This is a genomic window from Pseudomonas sp. GW821-FHT03E01, from assembly GCF_059420765.1.
Window position 1 is genome coordinate 233,124 of the sequence record NZ_JBWKUI010000010.1, and the last position, 16,738, is coordinate 249,861.

The 16,738-nt window shown below is 59.8% G+C and carries 12 protein-coding genes; 6 read left to right on the top strand and 6 right to left on the bottom strand.

Annotation, left to right across the window (positions count from 1 at the left end; translation table 11 throughout):
* Positions 1 to 263 precede the first annotated feature (263 nt).
* The gene (locus AC07VO_RS18635; RefSeq protein ID WP_064620477.1) at positions 264 to 4,112 is read right to left on the bottom strand and encodes a sensor domain-containing protein; all 3,849 of its coding nucleotides are present in this window, start codon (positions 4,110 to 4,112) and stop codon (positions 264 to 266) included.
* 286 nt (positions 4,113 to 4,398) lie between these two features.
* On the opposite strand from AC07VO_RS18635, the gene ettA reads away from it, so the two are divergent.
* Complete coding sequence (gene ettA, locus AC07VO_RS18640; RefSeq protein WP_018925869.1) at positions 4,399 to 6,063, top strand: energy-dependent translational throttle protein EttA; 1,665 nt, start codon at positions 4,399 to 4,401, stop codon at positions 6,061 to 6,063.
* Between the two features lie 129 nt (positions 6,064 to 6,192).
* On the opposite strand, the gene AC07VO_RS18645 is transcribed toward ettA, so the two are convergent.
* The 4 genes from AC07VO_RS18645 to AC07VO_RS18660 form a co-directional block, all read right to left on the bottom strand.
* Positions 6,193 to 6,687, bottom strand: coding sequence for a GreA/GreB family elongation factor (locus tag AC07VO_RS18645; protein WP_018925870.1), 495 nt, complete (start codon positions 6,685 to 6,687; stop codon positions 6,193 to 6,195).
* Positions 6,688 to 6,757: 70 nt separating this feature from the next.
* Positions 6,758 to 7,114, bottom strand: a complete 357-nt coding sequence (locus AC07VO_RS18650) for a hypothetical protein (RefSeq protein WP_018925871.1) — start codon at positions 7,112 to 7,114, stop codon at positions 6,758 to 6,760.
* An 84-nt stretch (positions 7,115 to 7,198) separates the two neighbouring features.
* Positions 7,199 to 9,052, bottom strand: a complete 1,854-nt coding sequence (locus AC07VO_RS18655) for an Lnb N-terminal periplasmic domain-containing protein (RefSeq protein ID WP_086945912.1) — start codon at positions 9,050 to 9,052, stop codon at positions 7,199 to 7,201.
* Positions 9,053 to 9,157: 105 nt separating this feature from the next.
* Positions 9,158 to 9,646, bottom strand: a complete 489-nt coding sequence (locus AC07VO_RS18660) for a DUF3015 domain-containing protein (protein WP_018925873.1) — start codon at positions 9,644 to 9,646, stop codon at positions 9,158 to 9,160.
* Between the two features lie 275 nt (positions 9,647 to 9,921).
* On the opposite strand from AC07VO_RS18660, the gene AC07VO_RS18665 reads away from it, so the two are divergent.
* Positions 9,922 to 12,360, top strand: a complete 2,439-nt coding sequence (locus AC07VO_RS18665) for a Lon protease family protein (protein ID WP_018925874.1) — start codon at positions 9,922 to 9,924, stop codon at positions 12,358 to 12,360.
* 328 nt (positions 12,361 to 12,688) lie between these two features.
* Entirely contained in the window at positions 12,689 to 13,030 is a 342-nt protein-coding gene (locus AC07VO_RS18670; RefSeq protein ID WP_019581273.1) for a PA4575 family protein, read from the top strand.
* Positions 13,031 to 13,036: 6 nt separating this feature from the next.
* Here AC07VO_RS18670 and AC07VO_RS18675 read toward each other — a convergent pair whose 3' ends face one another.
* Positions 13,037 to 14,866: a hypothetical protein gene (locus tag AC07VO_RS18675; protein WP_086945911.1), complete on the bottom strand. Its 1,830-nt coding sequence runs from the start codon at positions 14,864 to 14,866 to the stop codon at positions 13,037 to 13,039.
* 160 nt (positions 14,867 to 15,026) lie between these two features.
* Between AC07VO_RS18675 and AC07VO_RS18680 the strand changes: the two genes are divergently transcribed.
* From AC07VO_RS18680 to bamJ, 3 genes are all read left to right on the top strand, one after another.
* Positions 15,027 to 15,515, top strand: a complete 489-nt coding sequence (locus AC07VO_RS18680; RefSeq protein WP_007938436.1) for a TIGR00645 family protein — start codon at positions 15,027 to 15,029, stop codon at positions 15,513 to 15,515.
* A 134-nt stretch (positions 15,516 to 15,649) separates the two neighbouring features.
* Positions 15,650 to 15,943 carry a DUF6482 family protein gene (locus AC07VO_RS18685; protein WP_018925878.1) on the top strand — a complete coding sequence of 98 codons (294 nt, stop codon included), beginning with the start codon at positions 15,650 to 15,652 and terminating at the stop codon, positions 15,941 to 15,943.
* 130 nt (positions 15,944 to 16,073) lie between these two features.
* A complete protein-coding gene (gene bamJ, locus AC07VO_RS18690; protein ID WP_007938433.1) occupies positions 16,074 to 16,691 on the top strand; it encodes a BamJ family beta-barrel-assembly machinery protein in 618 nt (205 codons plus the stop codon).
* Positions 16,692 to 16,738 lie beyond the last annotated feature (47 nt).

Consider the following 16,738-nt stretch of genomic DNA (forward strand, 5'->3'; position numbering starts at 1 on the left):
CGGTCCTCAAGGATCGGGGCAGAAAAGGGAGGCATTCTAACCCAACCGCTTTTAGATGGCATATGAAAGGACATCATGTCGCAGACAAGTGGTGTTCATGCGCAGGATTTGTAGCGTCTGTGGCGAGGGGGCTTGCCCCCGTTCGGCTGCGAAGCAGTCGTAATTTGCGCGAACACGGTTTGTCTGAAGAAATGTCATCGCGGGTTTTGGGGCCGCTTCGCGACCCAACGGGGGGCAAGCCCCCGCGCCACAGAAGTTCCTCTTCAGTCGAACATGAACAACGCATCATTGCTGAACTGCGCTTCGAACCGGCCGGCCGGCATCGGGCGGCCGAACAGGTAGCCCTGAACCTCATCGCAGCCATGCTCGCGCAGGAAGTCGAGCTGTTCGTGGGTTTCCACACCCTCGGCGATTACCGCCAGATTGAGGCTGTGGGCCATGGCGATGATCGCCCGGGCAATCTGCGCATCCTGCTCGCCCGACGGCAGGCCATCAACGAAGGTGCGGTCGATTTTCAGCACATCGATCGGGAATTGCTTGAGGTAGTTGAGCGATGAATAACCGGTGCCGAAGTCGTCGACCGCAATGCTCAGGCCGAGGTTTTTCAGTCCGGCGAGGATCTGCATCGCCTCGCTGACTTCACGCATCAGGATACTTTCGGTCAGCTCCAGCTCCAGGCACGCCGGCGGCAGGCCGGTTTCCCTGAGGATGGTGGCGATCCGCGTGCCGAGCTGCCCGTCGGAGAACTGCCGGGCCGAAATATTCACCGAGACCTTCGGCACCCGCACCTTGGCCTGGTGCCAGGTCTTGAGTTGACGACAGGCCTCACCGATCACCCAGTCGCCGACATCCACCACCAGCCCGAGCTCTTCGAGCACCGGAATGAAGTCCCCTGGCGGCACCAGGCCGCGGCGCGGATGGCGCCAGCGCAGCAGGGCTTCGGCGCCGGTCAGGCGTTTGCCGTCGCCGCTGAATTGCGGCTGGTAGTACAGCACGAATTCGTTTTGTTCCAGAGCGTGGCGCAAGTCGCTTTCCAGCTCCAGACGCTCCAGGGCGCTGGCGTTCATGTCGGCCTGATAGAACTGGAAGTTGTTCTTGCCGCGTTCCTTGGCGTGGTACATCGCGGTGTCGGCGTTCTTCATCAGCTGACTGAGTTCGCTACCGTCCTGAGGACTCAGGGCGATGCCGATACTGGCGGTGACGAAGAACTCGCGGCCTTCGAGCACGAACGGCTTCACCAGGCTGGCGAGGATCTGTTCGGCCACGTGAATGGCTCGGTTCAGCGCGATCTCGCGGTTGACCCGGGGTTGCAGCAGCAATGTGAACTCATCACCGCCCATACGCGCCACGGTGTCGTCATCGTCGACGCAGCCGAGCAGGCGCGTGGCCATTTCCTTGAGCATGCGGTCGCCGGCGGCATGACCCAGGGAGTCGTTGATCGGCTTGAAGCGGTCCAGGTCGAGGAACATCAGCACCACCCAGGACTTCTGCCGTTCGGCCGATTGCAGCGCAGTGTGCAGGCGATCCTGGAACAGCGTGCGGTTGGGCAGGTGGGTCAGGGCGTCGTAATAGGCGAGGCGGTGAATCCGTTGCTCACTGGCCTTGCGTTCGCTGATGTCGCTGAAGAAACACACATAACTGGCCAGATCGCCTTCGTCGTCGAGCACCGCCGTAATCCCGACCCAGGCCGGATAGTGCTCGCCGTTGCGACGCTTGAGCCAGACTTCGCCTTCCCAGGTGCTGTGCTGATGCAATTGCTTGAGCACGTAGCGCAGATGAGTTTCCTGCTGCTCGTCGACGGTGAGCATGTTCGGCAACTGATCGAGCACCTGGGACACCGCATAGCCGCTGACGCGACTGAAGGCCTCGTTGGCCTGGACGATATAGCCGGCCGGGTCAGTGATCAGAATCGCCGAGGTGGAGTGCTCGAATACCGTGGCCGCCATGCGCAGGTCCTTCTCGGCCCGGCGTTGCTGGCTGATGTCGCGACCGACCCCGAGCACACCTTCGAAGGCGCCGTGTTCGTCCCAGACCAACACCAGACGCAACTCGATAGGGATCTTGCGTCCGTCGGCCCGCAGGCAGTCGAACAAAAACAGTTGGGTCTGCACCTGACTGCGCAGCAGTGTCAGTTGATCGGGTTTATCCAGCGCTTTGCTGACCCGGTCCATCAGGCTGTAGATGCCGCTCAGTTGTTGCGGGTTGGCGATGGTCGATTGCCAGCCGTTCTGGAATATCCAGTCGGCGTCGAAGCCCAGCACCGCTTGCACCGAAGGGCTGACGTAATTGAGCGCCATCTTGCTGTCAGTGGAGAAAATCACGTCGCTGATACTTTCGGCGAGCATCCGGTAGCGCTGCTCGCTGTCGCGCAGGGATTCACTGGCTTCGATCTGCTCGGTGATGTCCTTGGCCACACCGATGATGCGCGTGACCTGATCGTGCTTGTCCCGCGCCAGGGCCTGTTCGCGAATATCGAAACGCCGCCATTTGCCATCGCGATGACGGAAGCGCAGCTGGCACTGCAGCAATTGGGTGTAACCCGCCTGACGCTGAGATTGGCGAGAGCGGTGGTAGTAGTCGGCATCTTCCGGGTGCAAGAGGATTTCCCAGAAGTACTCGCCCATCTGGTGCAGCTCGGTGCGGTTGTAACCCAGCGTCTGCCCCAGGTGATGGTTGCTGAAGATCATCCGCTGGCTGATCACGTCTTGCACATACAGGTGATCCGGCACGGTGCGCACCACATCGGACCAGAATCCTTCGCGCTCCAGCAGCGAAAGCTCAATGAGTTTGCGGCTGGTGATGTCGCTGATGCTCAGGATCACCGCTCTATGGTCGGGCTGATCTTCCGGCAGGCGCAGCACGAGCCACAAGTGCTGGTCGCGGCCATTGGCGTCCTGAAGCTTGATTTCCAGCTCAAGCTGTTTCTGCTGGTGGAGCACCGCTTCGAGCACTTGATTGCCGATGGCCGTGCAGTCCAGTGGGCAGCCGTTGATCAGTAGTTTCCAGGCCTGATCGCAGGAATTGACGTTGAGCAGTTGCAGGGCGACCTGGTTGACCTCGGTGATGCGCAGTTCCTGCAACAGTTGCTGGCGTTGCTCCGGTATCCCGAGCCAGGTTCTCAGCTGCTCGCTGCTGGTGAGTTGCGCCTTGTCGAAAAAGCTTTTGAGCCCGGACAGGTCCAGCACGCACAGGGCAACACCGGTGCCTTCGAAGATGTCCTGATAGCGTCGGCGGCCTTCATGCAGTTGGCGTTGGCGGCGACGAATGTTCAGCAAAGCGATGAACGGTAACAGTGAGAAGGCCAGGCCCAGCAGGCATTTGCCGATGAATGCCGGCAGCAGTTGTTCGATCACCCGTTGCCGGTCGAACAGCCCGCGCAGTTGCCAGTCGCTGCTGCTCAGGGGGACGATCAATACGCTGTTGGTCAGTTCGTCGGGTGTCAGCGCTGCGGGTTTGGCTGAAGGCAGGGCGTCATCGCGACTGATGATCTGATGATTGATGCGGTTTTCCACCAGCCACAGGGGGCGAAGGCCGGCGTCGCCCTGTTTGGTCAATGAAGAAAAAAATGTCGGTGTCAGGCGCAGGGCCCAGTAGCCGCGAGTGCTGCCGCTGGCCTGATGCAGGAGCAGGTGCACCACCGAGCCGTCATCGGCATTGCTGAAATAGTGGGCCTGGGCGCGACTGCGCTGGACCAGTTCGCTCAGGTAGTTGGCGTCCTGGCTGTCGACGGCGCTGTCACTCAGGACTTTCCCGGAGGGGCTGAGCAGCGCCAGGCTGCGCAGGTCGGGCAGCGACTGTTGCAGTTTGCGCAGCAATGTCTGCTGTTCGTCGGCGCTTTGCGGTTGTTCGACGATCGGTAGCAGATTAAGGGCGATCTGGGCGTTGAGCGCCATGTTGAGGCTGACTTGCGAAGCCAGGTCGGCGGTGTAGTTGATGGTGTACTGGCGCTGGTTTTTCTGGGTTTCGCGCAGTTGATCCAGCAACTGCCAGAACAGCAGTGCGAGCAGCAACAGCACGAGAGTCGCCAGCGCGCCCTTCAAGCTTCCGCGCAGGGGCGAGCCGAGCCCAGGGTTGAGCACGCTCGCGGACGGTGGCGGAGTGACATTGGACAAACTGTAATCCTGCGGTTTGGCTGGACTGGCGCGGCGTGCACTATAAGCCGGACGCCCGAAGGGCGGCTAGCATGCCTTGAGTTGTGGCGAAGTGCCAGCCCCGCTCGGCTGGACTGCCTTCTGTCAATGAGGTAGCTTTGCCGGTTACGCGGGAGCGTTCCAGCTCCTAGACTCAGGTTTTTTTCAGCGCGCACGCCTTGATACCCATCAAACGAACGACGCGCATGGCCTGGCCGGGCATCGCCTGCGCTCCAATCATTCATCAGTCACTGACCCTAGGTTCTCCATGGCTCAATACGTCTTCACCATGCATCGGCTGGGCAAAGTTGTTCCGCCGAAGCGGGAAATCCTGAAAAACATTTCGCTGTCGTTCTTCCCCGGCGCCAAAATCGGCGTCCTCGGTCTCAACGGTTCGGGTAAGTCCACGCTGCTGAAAATCATGGCAGGCGTCGACACCGAGTTCGACGGTGAAGCCCGTCCGATGCCGGACCTGAACATCGGCTACCTGCCGCAAGAACCGATCCTGGACCCGACCAAGACCGTGCGTGAAGTGGTCGAGGAAGCGGTCAGCGTGATCAAGGACGCCCAGGCGCGTCTGGACGAGGTCTACGCGGCCTACGCCGATCCGGATGCCGACTTCGACAAGCTGGCTGCAGAGCAAGCCAAACTTGAAGCCATCCTGCAGGCCAGCGATGGCCACAACCTGGATCGCCAACTGGAAGTCGCTGCCGATGCGCTGCGTCTGCCGGCCTGGGATGCCAGGGTTGAACATCTTTCCGGTGGTGAAAAGCGTCGTGTGGCCCTGTGCCGCCTGCTGCTGTCCGCCCCGGACATGCTGCTGCTCGACGAACCAACCAACCACCTGGACGCCGACTCCGTCGCCTGGCTGGAGCACTTCCTGCACGATTTCCCGGGCACCGTGGTTGCGATCACGCACGACCGTTACTTCCTGGACAACGTTGCCGGCTGGATCCTCGAACTCGACCGCGGCGCCGGTATCCCGTACGAGGGCAACTATTCGGGTTGGCTCGAAGCCAAGTCCGATCGTCTGGCTGCCGAATCCAAGCAGCAATCGGCTCACGAAAAGGCCATGAAGGAAGAGCTGGAGTGGGTGCGCAAAGGCGCCAAGGCCCGCCAGTCCAAGTCCAAGGCTCGTCTGCAACGCTTCGAAGAAATGCAATCGCAGGAATTCCAGAAGCGCAGCGAAACCAACGAGATCTACATCCCGGCCGGTCCACGCCTGGGCGACAAGGTCATCGAGTTCAAGAACGTCACCAAGGGCTACGGCGATCGCGTGCTGATCGACAACCTGTCGTTCTCCATGCCTAAAGGCGCCATCGTTGGCGTGATCGGTGGTAACGGTGCCGGTAAATCGACCCTGTTCCGCATGCTGATGGGCAAGGAAACGCCGGATTCGGGCAGCATCGAAGTCGGCGAAACCGTGCAACTGGCGTGCGTCGACCAGAGCCGTGAAGACCTGGATGGCAGTAAGACTGTGTTCCAGCAGATCTCCGACGGTTCCGACCAGATTCGCATCGGCAACTACGAGATCCCGTCGCGTACCTACGTCGGTCGTTTCAACTTCAAGGGTGGCGATCAGCAGAAGTTCGTCAAGGACCTGTCCGGTGGTGAGCGTGGTCGCTTGCACCTGGCCCTGACCCTGAAAGAGGGCGGCAACGTCCTGCTGCTCGACGAACCGTCCAACGACCTCGACGTTGAAACCCTGCGTTCCCTGGAAGAAGCCTTGCTGGACTTCCCGGGCGCCGCCATTGTGATCTCTCACGATCGGTGGTTCCTTGACCGCGTCGCGACTCACATCCTGGCGTACGAAGACGACTCGCAAGCGGTGTTCTTCGAAGGCAACTACACCGAGTACGAAGCCGATCGCAAGAAGCGCCTCGGCGAAGCGGCCTCCCAGCCGCACCGGGTACGGCACAAAAAACTGGCCTGATTTCAGGTTGGCTGCATAAAAAAAACGGAGCCTTCGTTCGGGGGCTCCGTTTTTTTATGGGTTTTCAGTGGCACCGCGGTGTGGCCTTCGCGAGCAAGCCTCGCTCCTACAGCGAAGGCGCCATCGGACTCACCCGATCTCTATAGCCAGCACCTCAATCACCATATCCCCCACCGGCCGCTTCCACGACACTTCATCGCCTACGTGCGCACCCAGTAATGCCCGTCCCAGCGGTGAACTCCAATTGATCAGTCCATGGGCGGCATCCGCCTGGTCTTCTCCGACCAATTGCACGCGCTGTTCATGATCGTGCTCGTCGGCAAAGGTCACCCAATTGCCAATCTGCACTTTGTCGGTCGAGGAGGCTTGTGCGACCACCTGTGCGCTTTGCAGGCGCTGCTTGAAGTAGCGCCAGTCGCGATCGAGGTCGGCCTGGCGCTGCTTGTCGGCCAGGTCACCTTTGGCGCTTTCCTCGTCGAGCAGGCTTTGCAGCACGGCGACTTTCGCCTGAAGCTGCATGAGCCCGGCGGGTGTGACGTAATTGGGCTGCGCGCTGACCTGTCGTTCGACTGGCAGGTCGGCTTGCGCGGCAGCGTTATCTTCATTGACGAAGGCGCGACTCATGTTGTTCTCCCGTTATAGGGTTTGGGCCATGGTCGCGTGCTTTAAGTTTCGACGAATGTCTGTAAACGACTTATTGCGAGCGATAGGCTCGCGCGGCGTCCCGGTCTTTCTCTCGTTGCCAGGCCCTTTCGCGCTCATCCCAATGGCGTTCCCTGTACTCGTTGCGATCCTCGCTTTCCCGCATGGCCTGGCATTGACGCAAGCCATCGGTCCAGCCTTCTGCGTATTGCTTGTCCTTGAGGTAGCGTGGGACATTTTTGCGAAATTCACCGGTGATTGCCCCGGCGGCTTGCCGGCCACTGCTGCAACCGTCATCGAAGCCATCGGCGAACGCCGGCGGATACCCTTTGGCGATCAGATCCTCGTGAGTCGACTGGCACCCTGTAACCAATAGCAACAACCCCAACACACCCACGCAACGCCACATCTCGGACTCCAGGGCCGTTCAACGGCCTATAGGGGAAGTCTAGAAGCGGATTTGTCGGATGGGAGTGAAAGAAGGGTCAAAAGATCAATAGTGATACCACTTCACTTCAAGCATCACTTCGTTTTCAGGTGATGCCAGGTGGCTGAATTCGCGTTGGGCACTCAGGCGCAGCCCGAGGTTGCGCGACAACTCCCACTGCTGATTCAGGCTCATGCTCCGGCGCACTTCGCCGTTGGTGAAGTAATCGCCCTTGGCTTCCAGGCTGAAATTCCCCAGCGGGTTTTTCCACAGCAAACCGCTGTTGAAGCCCGCTGCCGGGGCAATGAAGCCCGCGAAGTCGTTGTTGTGCTCCACGCGCACGGTGCCCAAGGCGAACCCGAGCATGTCGTCGCTCAGTTGCCAGGTCCCGCCACCACCACCGTTGACATGACTGACCAGGGTTTCGTCATCATGCTTGCCCGGCACACGCTCCAGGCCGCCGGTGACTTGCCACGACAGCGGCTGCAACAGCGCGTTGCGCGGGGTCAGGGAGCGGATGGTCGCCAGGTCCAGTTGCTGCAACTGCCAGTGATTGCCTTCGTATTGGCGCAGCTTCATCTGCAGGATTTCGATCTGCGCGCCAAGGGGGAAGCTTTCGGCGTTGTCGTTGAGGTCGTGGTAGGCCATGCGCAGGCCATATTCGCCGAAGGCTTGGTCACCCCGGGTGCCGATGCCGGCCTGCCAGGTGCGGGACTCGTGGCCATCCTCGGGCAAGCCAGGTCGCGCAATGTCCAGTTCAGGAGGCGGGTTCTGATTGATCGCGCGCAGCAATTCGAAACTGCGCTGAGCCCGTTGCGGGTCACGTTCCTGGCCGTTGGCGCGATAACGCTCCAGACGATAGGCCGCGTCGATGATCAACGCCTGACGCTCGCGCGGTTGCGCCTTGAACGCCGGTTCCTGCAATTGCTTCTGATCGGCGCTGATTTTCAGCACCCACTGCTGCTCTTCATCGGTCAACGGCTGCGCGCGGCTCAGCAGTTCACGCTCGCGGGACGGGCGATATTCGATCGACTCCACCAGCCCGGCCTGTTTCACCGCTTTGACGGTGTCGGTGGGAATGGCGGTCAACGGGAACTGATCGGTCAGCTTCAGGCCCGGCCGCGCCACCTGCAGCAGCTCAAGCAGGCGATAGGAGCAGTTTTCATCGAAGAAGAAGTAGTCGAACTGGATCTGCTTGAGCTCCCAGACATGCTCGACCATGCGCTCGGTTTCCTGCTGGGTCAGGTTCAGGCGGTATTCCCACAGGTCGCGGTTTTCGAGGTTACGGTATTCCGAGAGTTTTTCCTGATAGGGCACCAGTGCAAACAGCCCTGGATAACCACCCATCAGGCCTTTCCACGCATACAAAATGCTGTTGTCCGACCCTTCGATGTAGGCGCCGAAGTTGATCGCGTAACTGAGCAGCGAGGTCTTGTCGCGCTGCACATCGGCCTGATCGATGCGCAGCAAGGTATGGCCGAACATCGACGACGGGCTGTTCAGGTAAGCGGCCGGGAAAATCATCACCGCACTGTGGGGCGAAACGTCCTTGAACCATTGCTTGAATTCAGCACAGTCCAGCGACGGCAGATCCGTCAGGTCAAGTTGCGCCTTGAGCCAGCGAGTACGGGCCGGATAGACGCATTGCGCATGCTGCTCGCCGGCACTGGCCGGGGCATACAGCGCCTGTACGGTCGCCGCCAGTTCGCGGTCGGGGTGTTCGTTGCCATCGGAGGCGAGAAAGAATTTCTTGTCGCTGACATAGCTGCGCCAGCCACCGAGCTTGGCGGTTTCGTAATGACCCAGGGAAATCCAGAAGGGGTCGTTGGCCAGTTGCTGCAAACGTTGATTGTCGATGTGGGGCGCGGCGGACAGCGGGGCGCAGACACAGAGCGCCAGCCAGGCAAGGCGTTTGAGCATAGTGAGCAACTTAAGTCGAAAGTAACAAAGACCCAAAGGGGCAGGCCAAAAGGGCCGGGGTCAAAAATAAAACCCGCTCCCCAAAGAGAGCGGGACGGGTCGAGCTTAAGCTTGAGTGGCGTACTTGGCCAGACGAGGATCGTTCTTCAATACGGCCAGGGTATTGGTATGCACGTCTTCAGCGGTCACGTCAGCCTTGCTGAAAATTTGCTGGAAGTGTTGATGAGTCACGGCGGCGAAGTGCGCACGGTCTTCCGGCGCCACGCCCAGTACCACGGCGTAAGTGGTCAGCGCTTCGCCCTGACCTTTAGCCATGTCTTCGGACAGCTCGTTCATCATGCCATTCATGGCAATCCAGGATTTGCCGCCATAGGTCAGCGCCGCATTGGTCGAGCAACCGTTGGTGCCGGAGGTCATGCCGAAAGTTGCATTACCGGAGGTGCCGTTGGTGGTGGATGCCAGGAAGTGTGCCGGGGTGCCACGCTGACCTTCGAACAGCATGTTGCCCCAACCGCAGTCCGGACCGCCTGGCGCCTGAGCCATGGCGTTGATGGATACAACGGTGAAGAGAGTACCAAGAAGAATCCGTTTCATAGCTATGTTCTCTTTGTGTGCATACCAATGGACAGGGTGCTGGCCCCTAATGGTGCCAGTGGGCCGGTTATTCGTTCCAGCCGCGCAGTTTGGAGTTTAGGCAGGTTCCAGGGGTTCCGTGATTTTTTGCGAAACATTCCCTGAAAACCTTGATTTTGACCCGCGCGGCCCGTGGATGGGGGCTTGTCTAAGCTTTGGCTTGAGGTGCGCCTTGCCAGTGGGTACGGGCAGCGCCAGAATGCCGTTATCTGCCCCGCCTGATGTAAGGAAGCCCGATGCCTGATCCTGTTGCTGCCAGCTTGCGTCTAGCGCCTGAAGCGCTGACCCGTCCGTTTTCCGCTGAACAGTTCAGCTTCTCTACCACCAATGATCTGGAGCCCTTCCGCGGTGTGCTTGGCCAGGAACGTGCGGTCGAAGCCTTGCAGTTCGGTGTGGCCATGCCGCGCCCCGGTTACAACGTGTTCGTCATGGGCGAGCCCGGCACCGGCCGGTTTTCGTTCGTCAAACGCTACCTCAAGGCCGAAGGCAAACGCCTGCAGACCCCGGCCGACTGGGTCTACGTCAATAATTTCGATGAGCCTCGCGAGCCTCGCGCCCTGGAATTGCCGTCGGGCACCGCCGGCGCTTTTATCGGTGACATCAACGGCTTGATCGACAACCTGCTGGCGACCTTTCCGGCAGTATTCGAGCACCCGTCCTACCAGCAGAAGAAAAGCGCCATCGACCGTGCGTTCAACCAGCGTTATGACCGTGCGCTGGATGTGATCGAGCGTCTGGCGCTGGAGAAAGACGTCGCGCTCTACCGCGACAGCAGCAACATTGCCTTCACCCCGATGAGCGAAGGCAAGGCCCTGGATGAGGCGGAATTCGCCCAGTTGCCGGAAGCCGAGCGCGAGCGCTTTCACGATGACATTTCCGGGCTCGAAGAGCGGTTGAACGAAGAGCTCGCCAGCCTGCCGCAATGGAAGCGCGAGTCGAGCAATCAGCTGCGCCAGCTCAACGAAGAAACCATCACCCTGGCCTTGCAGCCCTTGCTGGCGCCGCTGTCGGAAAAGTATGCGGAAAACGCAGGGGTTTGCGGTTACTTGCAAGCGATGCAGGTGTACCTGCTCAAAACGGTGGTCGAGCAACTGGTGGATGACAGCAAGACCGACGCCATCGCCCGCAAATTGCTTGAAGAGCAATACGCCCCGAGCCTGGTGGTCGGGCATCCGCACAGCGGCGGTGCGCCGGTGGTGTTCGAGCCGCACCCGACCTACGACAACCTGTTCGGCCGCATCGAATACAGCACCGATCAGGGCGCGCTCTACACCACCTATCGGCAGTTGCGACCGGGTGCATTGCACCGGGCCAACGGCGGTTTCCTGATCCTTGAAGCGGAAAAAATGCTCAGCGAGCCATTCGTGTGGGATGCGCTCAAGCGTGCCTTGCAATCGCGCAAGCTGAAAATGGAATCCCCGCTGGGTGAGCTGGGCCGTCTGGCCACCGTGACGCTGACGCCGCAACACATTCCGTTGCAGGTCAAAGTCGTGATCATCGGCGCCCGGCAGCTCTACTACACGCTGCAAGACCTCGATCCGGACTTCCAGGAGATGTTCCGCGTCCTGGTGGATTTCGACGAAGACATTCCGATGGTCGACGAAAGCCTGGAGCAGTTCGCCCAGTTGCTCAAAACCCGTACCTCGGAAGAAGGCATGGCGCCGCTGACCGCGGATGCGGTGGCGCGTCTGGCGACTTACAGCGCACGTCTGGCCGAGCACCAGGGACGTTTGTCGGCGCGAATCGGCGATCTGTTCCAACTGGTCAGCGAGGCGGATTTCATCCGCGACCTGGCGGGTGACGAGATGACTGACGCCGGGCACATCGAGCGTGCGCTCAAGGCCAAGGCTACCCGTACCGGACGAGTTTCGGCGCGGATTCTCGATGACATGCTGGCCGGGATCATTCTGATCGACACCGATGGCGCGGCGGTCGGCAAGTGCAACGGGCTGACGGTACTGGAAGTCGGCGATTCGGCCTTCGGGATACCGGCGCGGATTTCCGCCACGGTGTATCCGGGCGGCAGCGGCATCGTCGACATCGAGCGCGAGGTCAACCTCGGCCAGCCGATTCACTCCAAAGGCGTGATGATCCTCACCGGGTACCTGGGCAGCCGCTATGCCCAGGAATTCCCGTTGGCGATTTCCGCAAGCATCGCCCTGGAGCAGTCCTACGGTTACGTCGACGGCGACAGCGCATCGTTGGGCGAGGCCTGCACGCTGATCTCGGCCTTGTCGAAAACTCCACTCAAGCAGTGCTTTGCGATTACCGGTTCGATCAACCAGTTCGGTGAAGTGCAGGCGGTAGGCGGGGTCAACGAGAAGATCGAAGGCTTCTTCCGGCTCTGCGAGGCTCGCGGCCTGACGGGCGAGCAGGGAGCGATCATTCCTCAGGCCAACGTCGCCACGCTGATGCTTGACGAGAAGGTGCTGGCGGCGGTGCGCGCGGGGCAGTTCCATGTCTACGCGGTGCGCCAGGCCGACGAAGCCCTGAGCCTGCTGGTCGGCGAGCCGGCCGGTACGCCGGATGAGAATGGCGACTTTCCCGAGGGCAGCGTCAACGCGCGGGTGGTGGAACGCTTGCGGGTGATCGCGGAAATGGTCAGCGACGAAGACCTCAAGGAGGCCGAAAAAGAGTTGGCGCAGGAAGCCTTGCTGGAAGTCAAACCGGCCTGAGTCAATCTCGAAACTGAGGAGGCTCCCTGTGGCGAGGGAGCTTGTCGGACCGCCGCACCGCCCCGTTCGGCTGCGTAGCAGTCGTCAAATCGGCGATGAGGTCTGTCTGATTAATTTCGGGGCCGCTTCGCAGCCCAACGGGGCAAGCCCCCTCGTCACATCTCTGGCGTCAATATTTGCACGGCGACCACTCGGCGCCTTCTGGCTGCGGGCCGCGTGCGAGCTGAACTTTTCTTCTATTCTCTGCTCAAGGATATCGACAGTTATCACTGGATCGAGACAGCCTTCCCGTGGAGGCTGAATACCGGATCTACCGAGGGTCGCCGCCATGTCGCGCAACCTCTGCCTCACCCGTCAATGCCTGGGCCTTGTGACCCGTATCGAATGTGCTATCCGCCCGCTGGCGGGAGATACGGGCATGTGGACCTTGCTTTTTGCCGCCGGAATGGCCGGCGAGCAACCTTCAGCCATCAAGGCTCAAGGCCCGTTCCGTGGGCCGGTCGTGGCTGAATCGATCCTCGACACCATCGTCGAAAGTCTGACCCTGCATGGCTACGAGCTGGCCGATGACCCGCAAATCTGGTGCCTGCACCTGCAAGCCCAGTTGCGAGAGATCAACGGTGGCCGTTTCCACAACCTTGCCGGTCCCGGGTTTCGACCTGAAGGCTGATCCAGGCTATTGATCCAGGTTACCTGGCTCGGTCTTGTCGAGTTTGACCTCGAAACCGTATTGCACGGTGGTGAGGTTGGTTCGCTGATAAGTTTCCAGACGTGTGGGCTGGCCGTAGAAGTAATGCACTGCGAATAACCCCGGACCTTGCGCGTTCGCGTCGTGACTGACCGAAAGAATCTCCTTCAGATAGTTGCCACTGTCGTCCTTGGCGAAAAAGCGCCAATCCTGGTCGGGGAACAGCTTCAGATCAACCACCAACTCATTCCCTTTGAGCGTCAGGCCCTTGGGCAGTTGGGGGGCGTCGTAGGTTTGCTTGTCGACAGTCGCCAGGAACAGCGGCATGGAGCCCACCGCGTAGGCCGGAGTTTCTGCAAACAGATTCAGATCGTAGGTGATGCTGCCGCGTAGCGGGTCGACCTGATACGCCTCCGGTGGCAGCTCGATCGGCCCATCGCGCCGGCCATTGCTGTCTTGGGTAAAGAACGTCACGGGACTTTCGCCGGGATTGAACGAGGTGCCGAGCAGTTCATCATTGAAACTTCTGGGGTGATCGAAATCGATGCGCGCGGCGCTCGGGTCGTCGATCGACTGGCTGATACTGATGCTTTTTTTCAGTTGGTTCTCGTCCAGCGTCGCACCCTTGAGCCAGGTCGCAGCCTGGTCGTCGTATACCACCACGGGCAAGGTCAGTGGCTGGATGGTTTTTTCCGTCGTGTGCGGGTCGAAGCGGCGTACTGGCAGGTCCAGGTTCTTGCGGGTCACCGTGACCGCCGAGAAATCCAGCAGGCTGACTTCGAGCGTGTCGATCGGTCCATTGAAGTACACCTTGGCATACTGTCGGGTTTGTTGTTTTTCAAAGGCACGCTGGTCGTCCTCGAGCTGTTTTTCGAACGCTTCGCTCCAGGCTTTCTGCTGTTGCATTTGCGCCAGTTGTTTTTGATAGAACGCAATTTGCGTGGCGGTTTCATTGATCGCGCCCGAGCGCGAGAGGAATTGCCCGGTGCTGTCCCTGGCCTGAACGATCAGCGAGTTGGGCGGTGTATCGCGAACCTCGGGGGCCGGTGGTGCGCTGTTACTGAATTCGATTTCGGCATGGTTTTTTTCAAGTTTCAGCAGCGTGACACTGAGGTTGTCATTGGTGCGCGTCTGGCCGACGTCCTTTTTTGTCAGGTCGAAGCTGTAGATTCGGCGTGGGGCGATGACCTCCACCTTGCCTTGCAGGCTCACTGGTTGTGGCAGGTGCTTTTTGTCCACACCCAGGCCTTCGATGAAGGGGTAGGTCACCGTCAAGTCATCGGGGTTGGTCAGGTTGGAGCTCGACGGGCTCAGCTGAATGCCGGGATCGGTTTCCGACCATTCCGGCTGAAACGCGATGACGCGCTTGTTGCTGAGGGTCACCGATTGCCATTCCAGGTCATGAGGGAAAAGGAATGCGCCAGGGGCGTTGAAGTGGAGGGGGAATACTGGTTGCAGATCGGTCAGGTAATCCGAGCTGGACTCCTTGTGCAGCACGAACAGCCCGTTTATGTAAGTGTCGACCAGCGCCTGGGGCGTGGGGTAGTGCTTGAATACGGCGAGGGCATCTTCGCCGTATTCGGTGACCACCGGTTTACTGTCGAGCTTGAGTTGCGCTCGCTCGAGCAGCAGCAGTGAACCGCCGAGTTCGGTCACGACGTCCTTGAGTTTCGGATCCTTGATCGCCTCCAGAGACTTTTCGAACTGCGCGGTCTTTTCTTCGAGGCTGACCTGGCGTTTCTCATCGCTGGGTGAACAACCACCGAGCAGCAATGCGAGGCAAAGTCCTGCACTCGTTAAGGGCAATCGCACATCCATTTCCAGTTTTCCTGTCCGATGTCGCTGACCTGTCATTGATCTGGACACTAGCAGAAAAACTTTGTCACACACACGCAGGTTGCGGATTTTCCGGCGGTTTCTGGGTGTAACAGGCGGCTGTTATACTCGCCGCCATTTCCAGCCCCTTGTGTGAGATTCAATGGAACGCTTTATCGAAAATACAATGTACGCCTCCCGCTGGTTGCTGGCGCCGATCTATTTCGGTTTGTCGCTGGGCTTGCTGGCGTTGGCACTGAAATTCTTCCAGGAAGTCATCCACGTCATCCCTAACGTGTTCTCGATGGCCGAGTCGGATCTGATTCTGGTGTTGTTGTCGCTGATCGACATGGCGCTGGTAGGCGGCTTGCTGGTGATGGTGATGATCTCCGGTTACGAGAACTTCGTTTCCGAACTGGATATCGACGACAGCAAGGAGAAGCTCAACTGGTTGGGCACCATGGATTCGTCTTCGTTGAAGATGAAGGTCGCGGCTTCCATCGTGGCAATTTCGTCGATCCACTTGCTGCGGATTTTCATGGACGCCAAGAACGTCGATCCTGAGCATTTGCAGTGGTACGTGATCATCCACATGACCTTCGTGGTGTCGGCGTTTGCCATGGGTTATCTGGACAAGCTGACCAAGCACTGATCCGTCCTTACTCGGTCCACCGCACCGCCCGTCTGTTGCGAAACAGACGGGCGGTGTCGTTTGTGGCTTGTACTTTGGCGCGTCGAGGCATATCCCTGTAAGAACCCTGGCTCTCCACTGCGTGAGGTGCGCTCATGAACCTGCAAGAGTTGAATGCGTTTGCCATCGCCGGAAAGATCGATGAGTTGAACCTGATCTCGATGGAAGGCGTGTTCTACGTGCTGGAGGCTCGGATGCATGGTGCGGCGCATCCAGTGCTCGATGCTCATGGCGAGACATTGCAGCTGCGGTCGGTCGAGCATGCGCGTGAAGTGCTTCACGACTGTCCCAAGCCATTCAACGTTGTATGTACCTCGGCCCATGATGAAATGTGCGGTACCAGCGCCGAGGAAAGTCCGAAATTACCGAGCACCTTCCGTTCTGCGTAACAGGGCTGACGCCGCTCATCAACGTGGCGGCATCTGTGCTAGTCTGCTCGCCCTTTTGATTCCGGGCGATCCGGGATGCGCTGTGCACGCACGGCAAGTTCCAGGGCCGTCCGCACAGCGGAGCAGTGTCATGTCCGAAGTAAATCTGTCCACCGATGAAACCCGCGTCAGCTACGGCATTGGCCGTCAGTTGGGCGACCAGCTGCGTGACAATCCGCCACCGGGCGTGAGCCTGGACGCAATCCTGGCTGGTCTGACCGACGCGTTCGCCGGCAAGCCAAGCCGTGTGGGTCAGGAAGAAATGTCCGCCAGCTTCAAAGTGATCCGCGAGATCATGCAAGCTGAAGCGGCTGCCAAGGCTGAAGCTGCTGCTGGCGAAGGCCTGGCTTTCCTGGCTGAAAACGCCAAGCGTGAAGGCATCACTACTCTGGCTTCGGGCCTGCAATTTGAAGTGCTGACTCAAGGTGAAGGCGCCAAGCCAACCCGTGAAGATCAAGTGCGCACGCACTACCACGGCACTCTGATCGACGGCACTGTGTTCGACAGCTCCTACGAGCGCGGCCAGCCTGCAGAATTCCCGGTAGGCGGCGTTATCGCTGGCTGGACCGAAGCCCTGCAACTGATGAACGCGGGCAGCAAATGGCGTCTGTACGTGCCGAGCGAACTGGCTTACGGCGCTCAAGGCGTTGGCAGCATTCCGCCGCACAGCGTACTGGTATTCGACGTCGAACTGCTCGACGTTCTGTAATCCCGGTGTTGGAGCTGGCCCGCTCCTGCAGGGCCAGCTCCGGCATT

What these genes read in the sequence shown, in the direction of transcription:
- ettA (WP_018925869.1), top strand. Translation starts at nt 4,399, where the DNA reads ATGGCTCAATACGTCTTCACCATGCATCGGCTGGGCAAAGTTGTTCCG.
- AC07VO_RS18645 (WP_018925870.1), bottom strand. Translation starts at nt 6,687, where the DNA reads ATGAGTCGCGCCTTCGTCAATGAAGATAACGCTGCCGCGCAAGCCGAC.
- AC07VO_RS18650 (WP_018925871.1), bottom strand. Translation starts at nt 7,114, where the DNA reads ATGTGGCGTTGCGTGGGTGTGTTGGGGTTGTTGCTATTGGTTACAGGG.
- AC07VO_RS18655 (WP_086945912.1), bottom strand. Translation starts at nt 9,052, where the DNA reads ATGCTCAAACGCCTTGCCTGGCTGGCGCTCTGTGTCTGCGCCCCGCTG.
- AC07VO_RS18660 (WP_018925873.1), bottom strand. Translation starts at nt 9,646, where the DNA reads ATGAAACGGATTCTTCTTGGTACTCTCTTCACCGTTGTATCCATCAAC.
- AC07VO_RS18665 (WP_018925874.1), top strand. Translation starts at nt 9,922, where the DNA reads ATGCCTGATCCTGTTGCTGCCAGCTTGCGTCTAGCGCCTGAAGCGCTG.
- AC07VO_RS18670 (WP_019581273.1), top strand. Translation starts at nt 12,689, where the DNA reads ATGTCGCGCAACCTCTGCCTCACCCGTCAATGCCTGGGCCTTGTGACC.
- AC07VO_RS18675 (WP_086945911.1), bottom strand. Translation starts at nt 14,866, where the DNA reads ATGGATGTGCGATTGCCCTTAACGAGTGCAGGACTTTGCCTCGCATTG.
- AC07VO_RS18680 (WP_007938436.1), top strand. Translation starts at nt 15,027, where the DNA reads ATGGAACGCTTTATCGAAAATACAATGTACGCCTCCCGCTGGTTGCTG.
- AC07VO_RS18685 (WP_018925878.1), top strand. Translation starts at nt 15,650, where the DNA reads ATGAACCTGCAAGAGTTGAATGCGTTTGCCATCGCCGGAAAGATCGAT.
- bamJ (WP_007938433.1), top strand. Translation starts at nt 16,074, where the DNA reads ATGTCCGAAGTAAATCTGTCCACCGATGAAACCCGCGTCAGCTACGGC.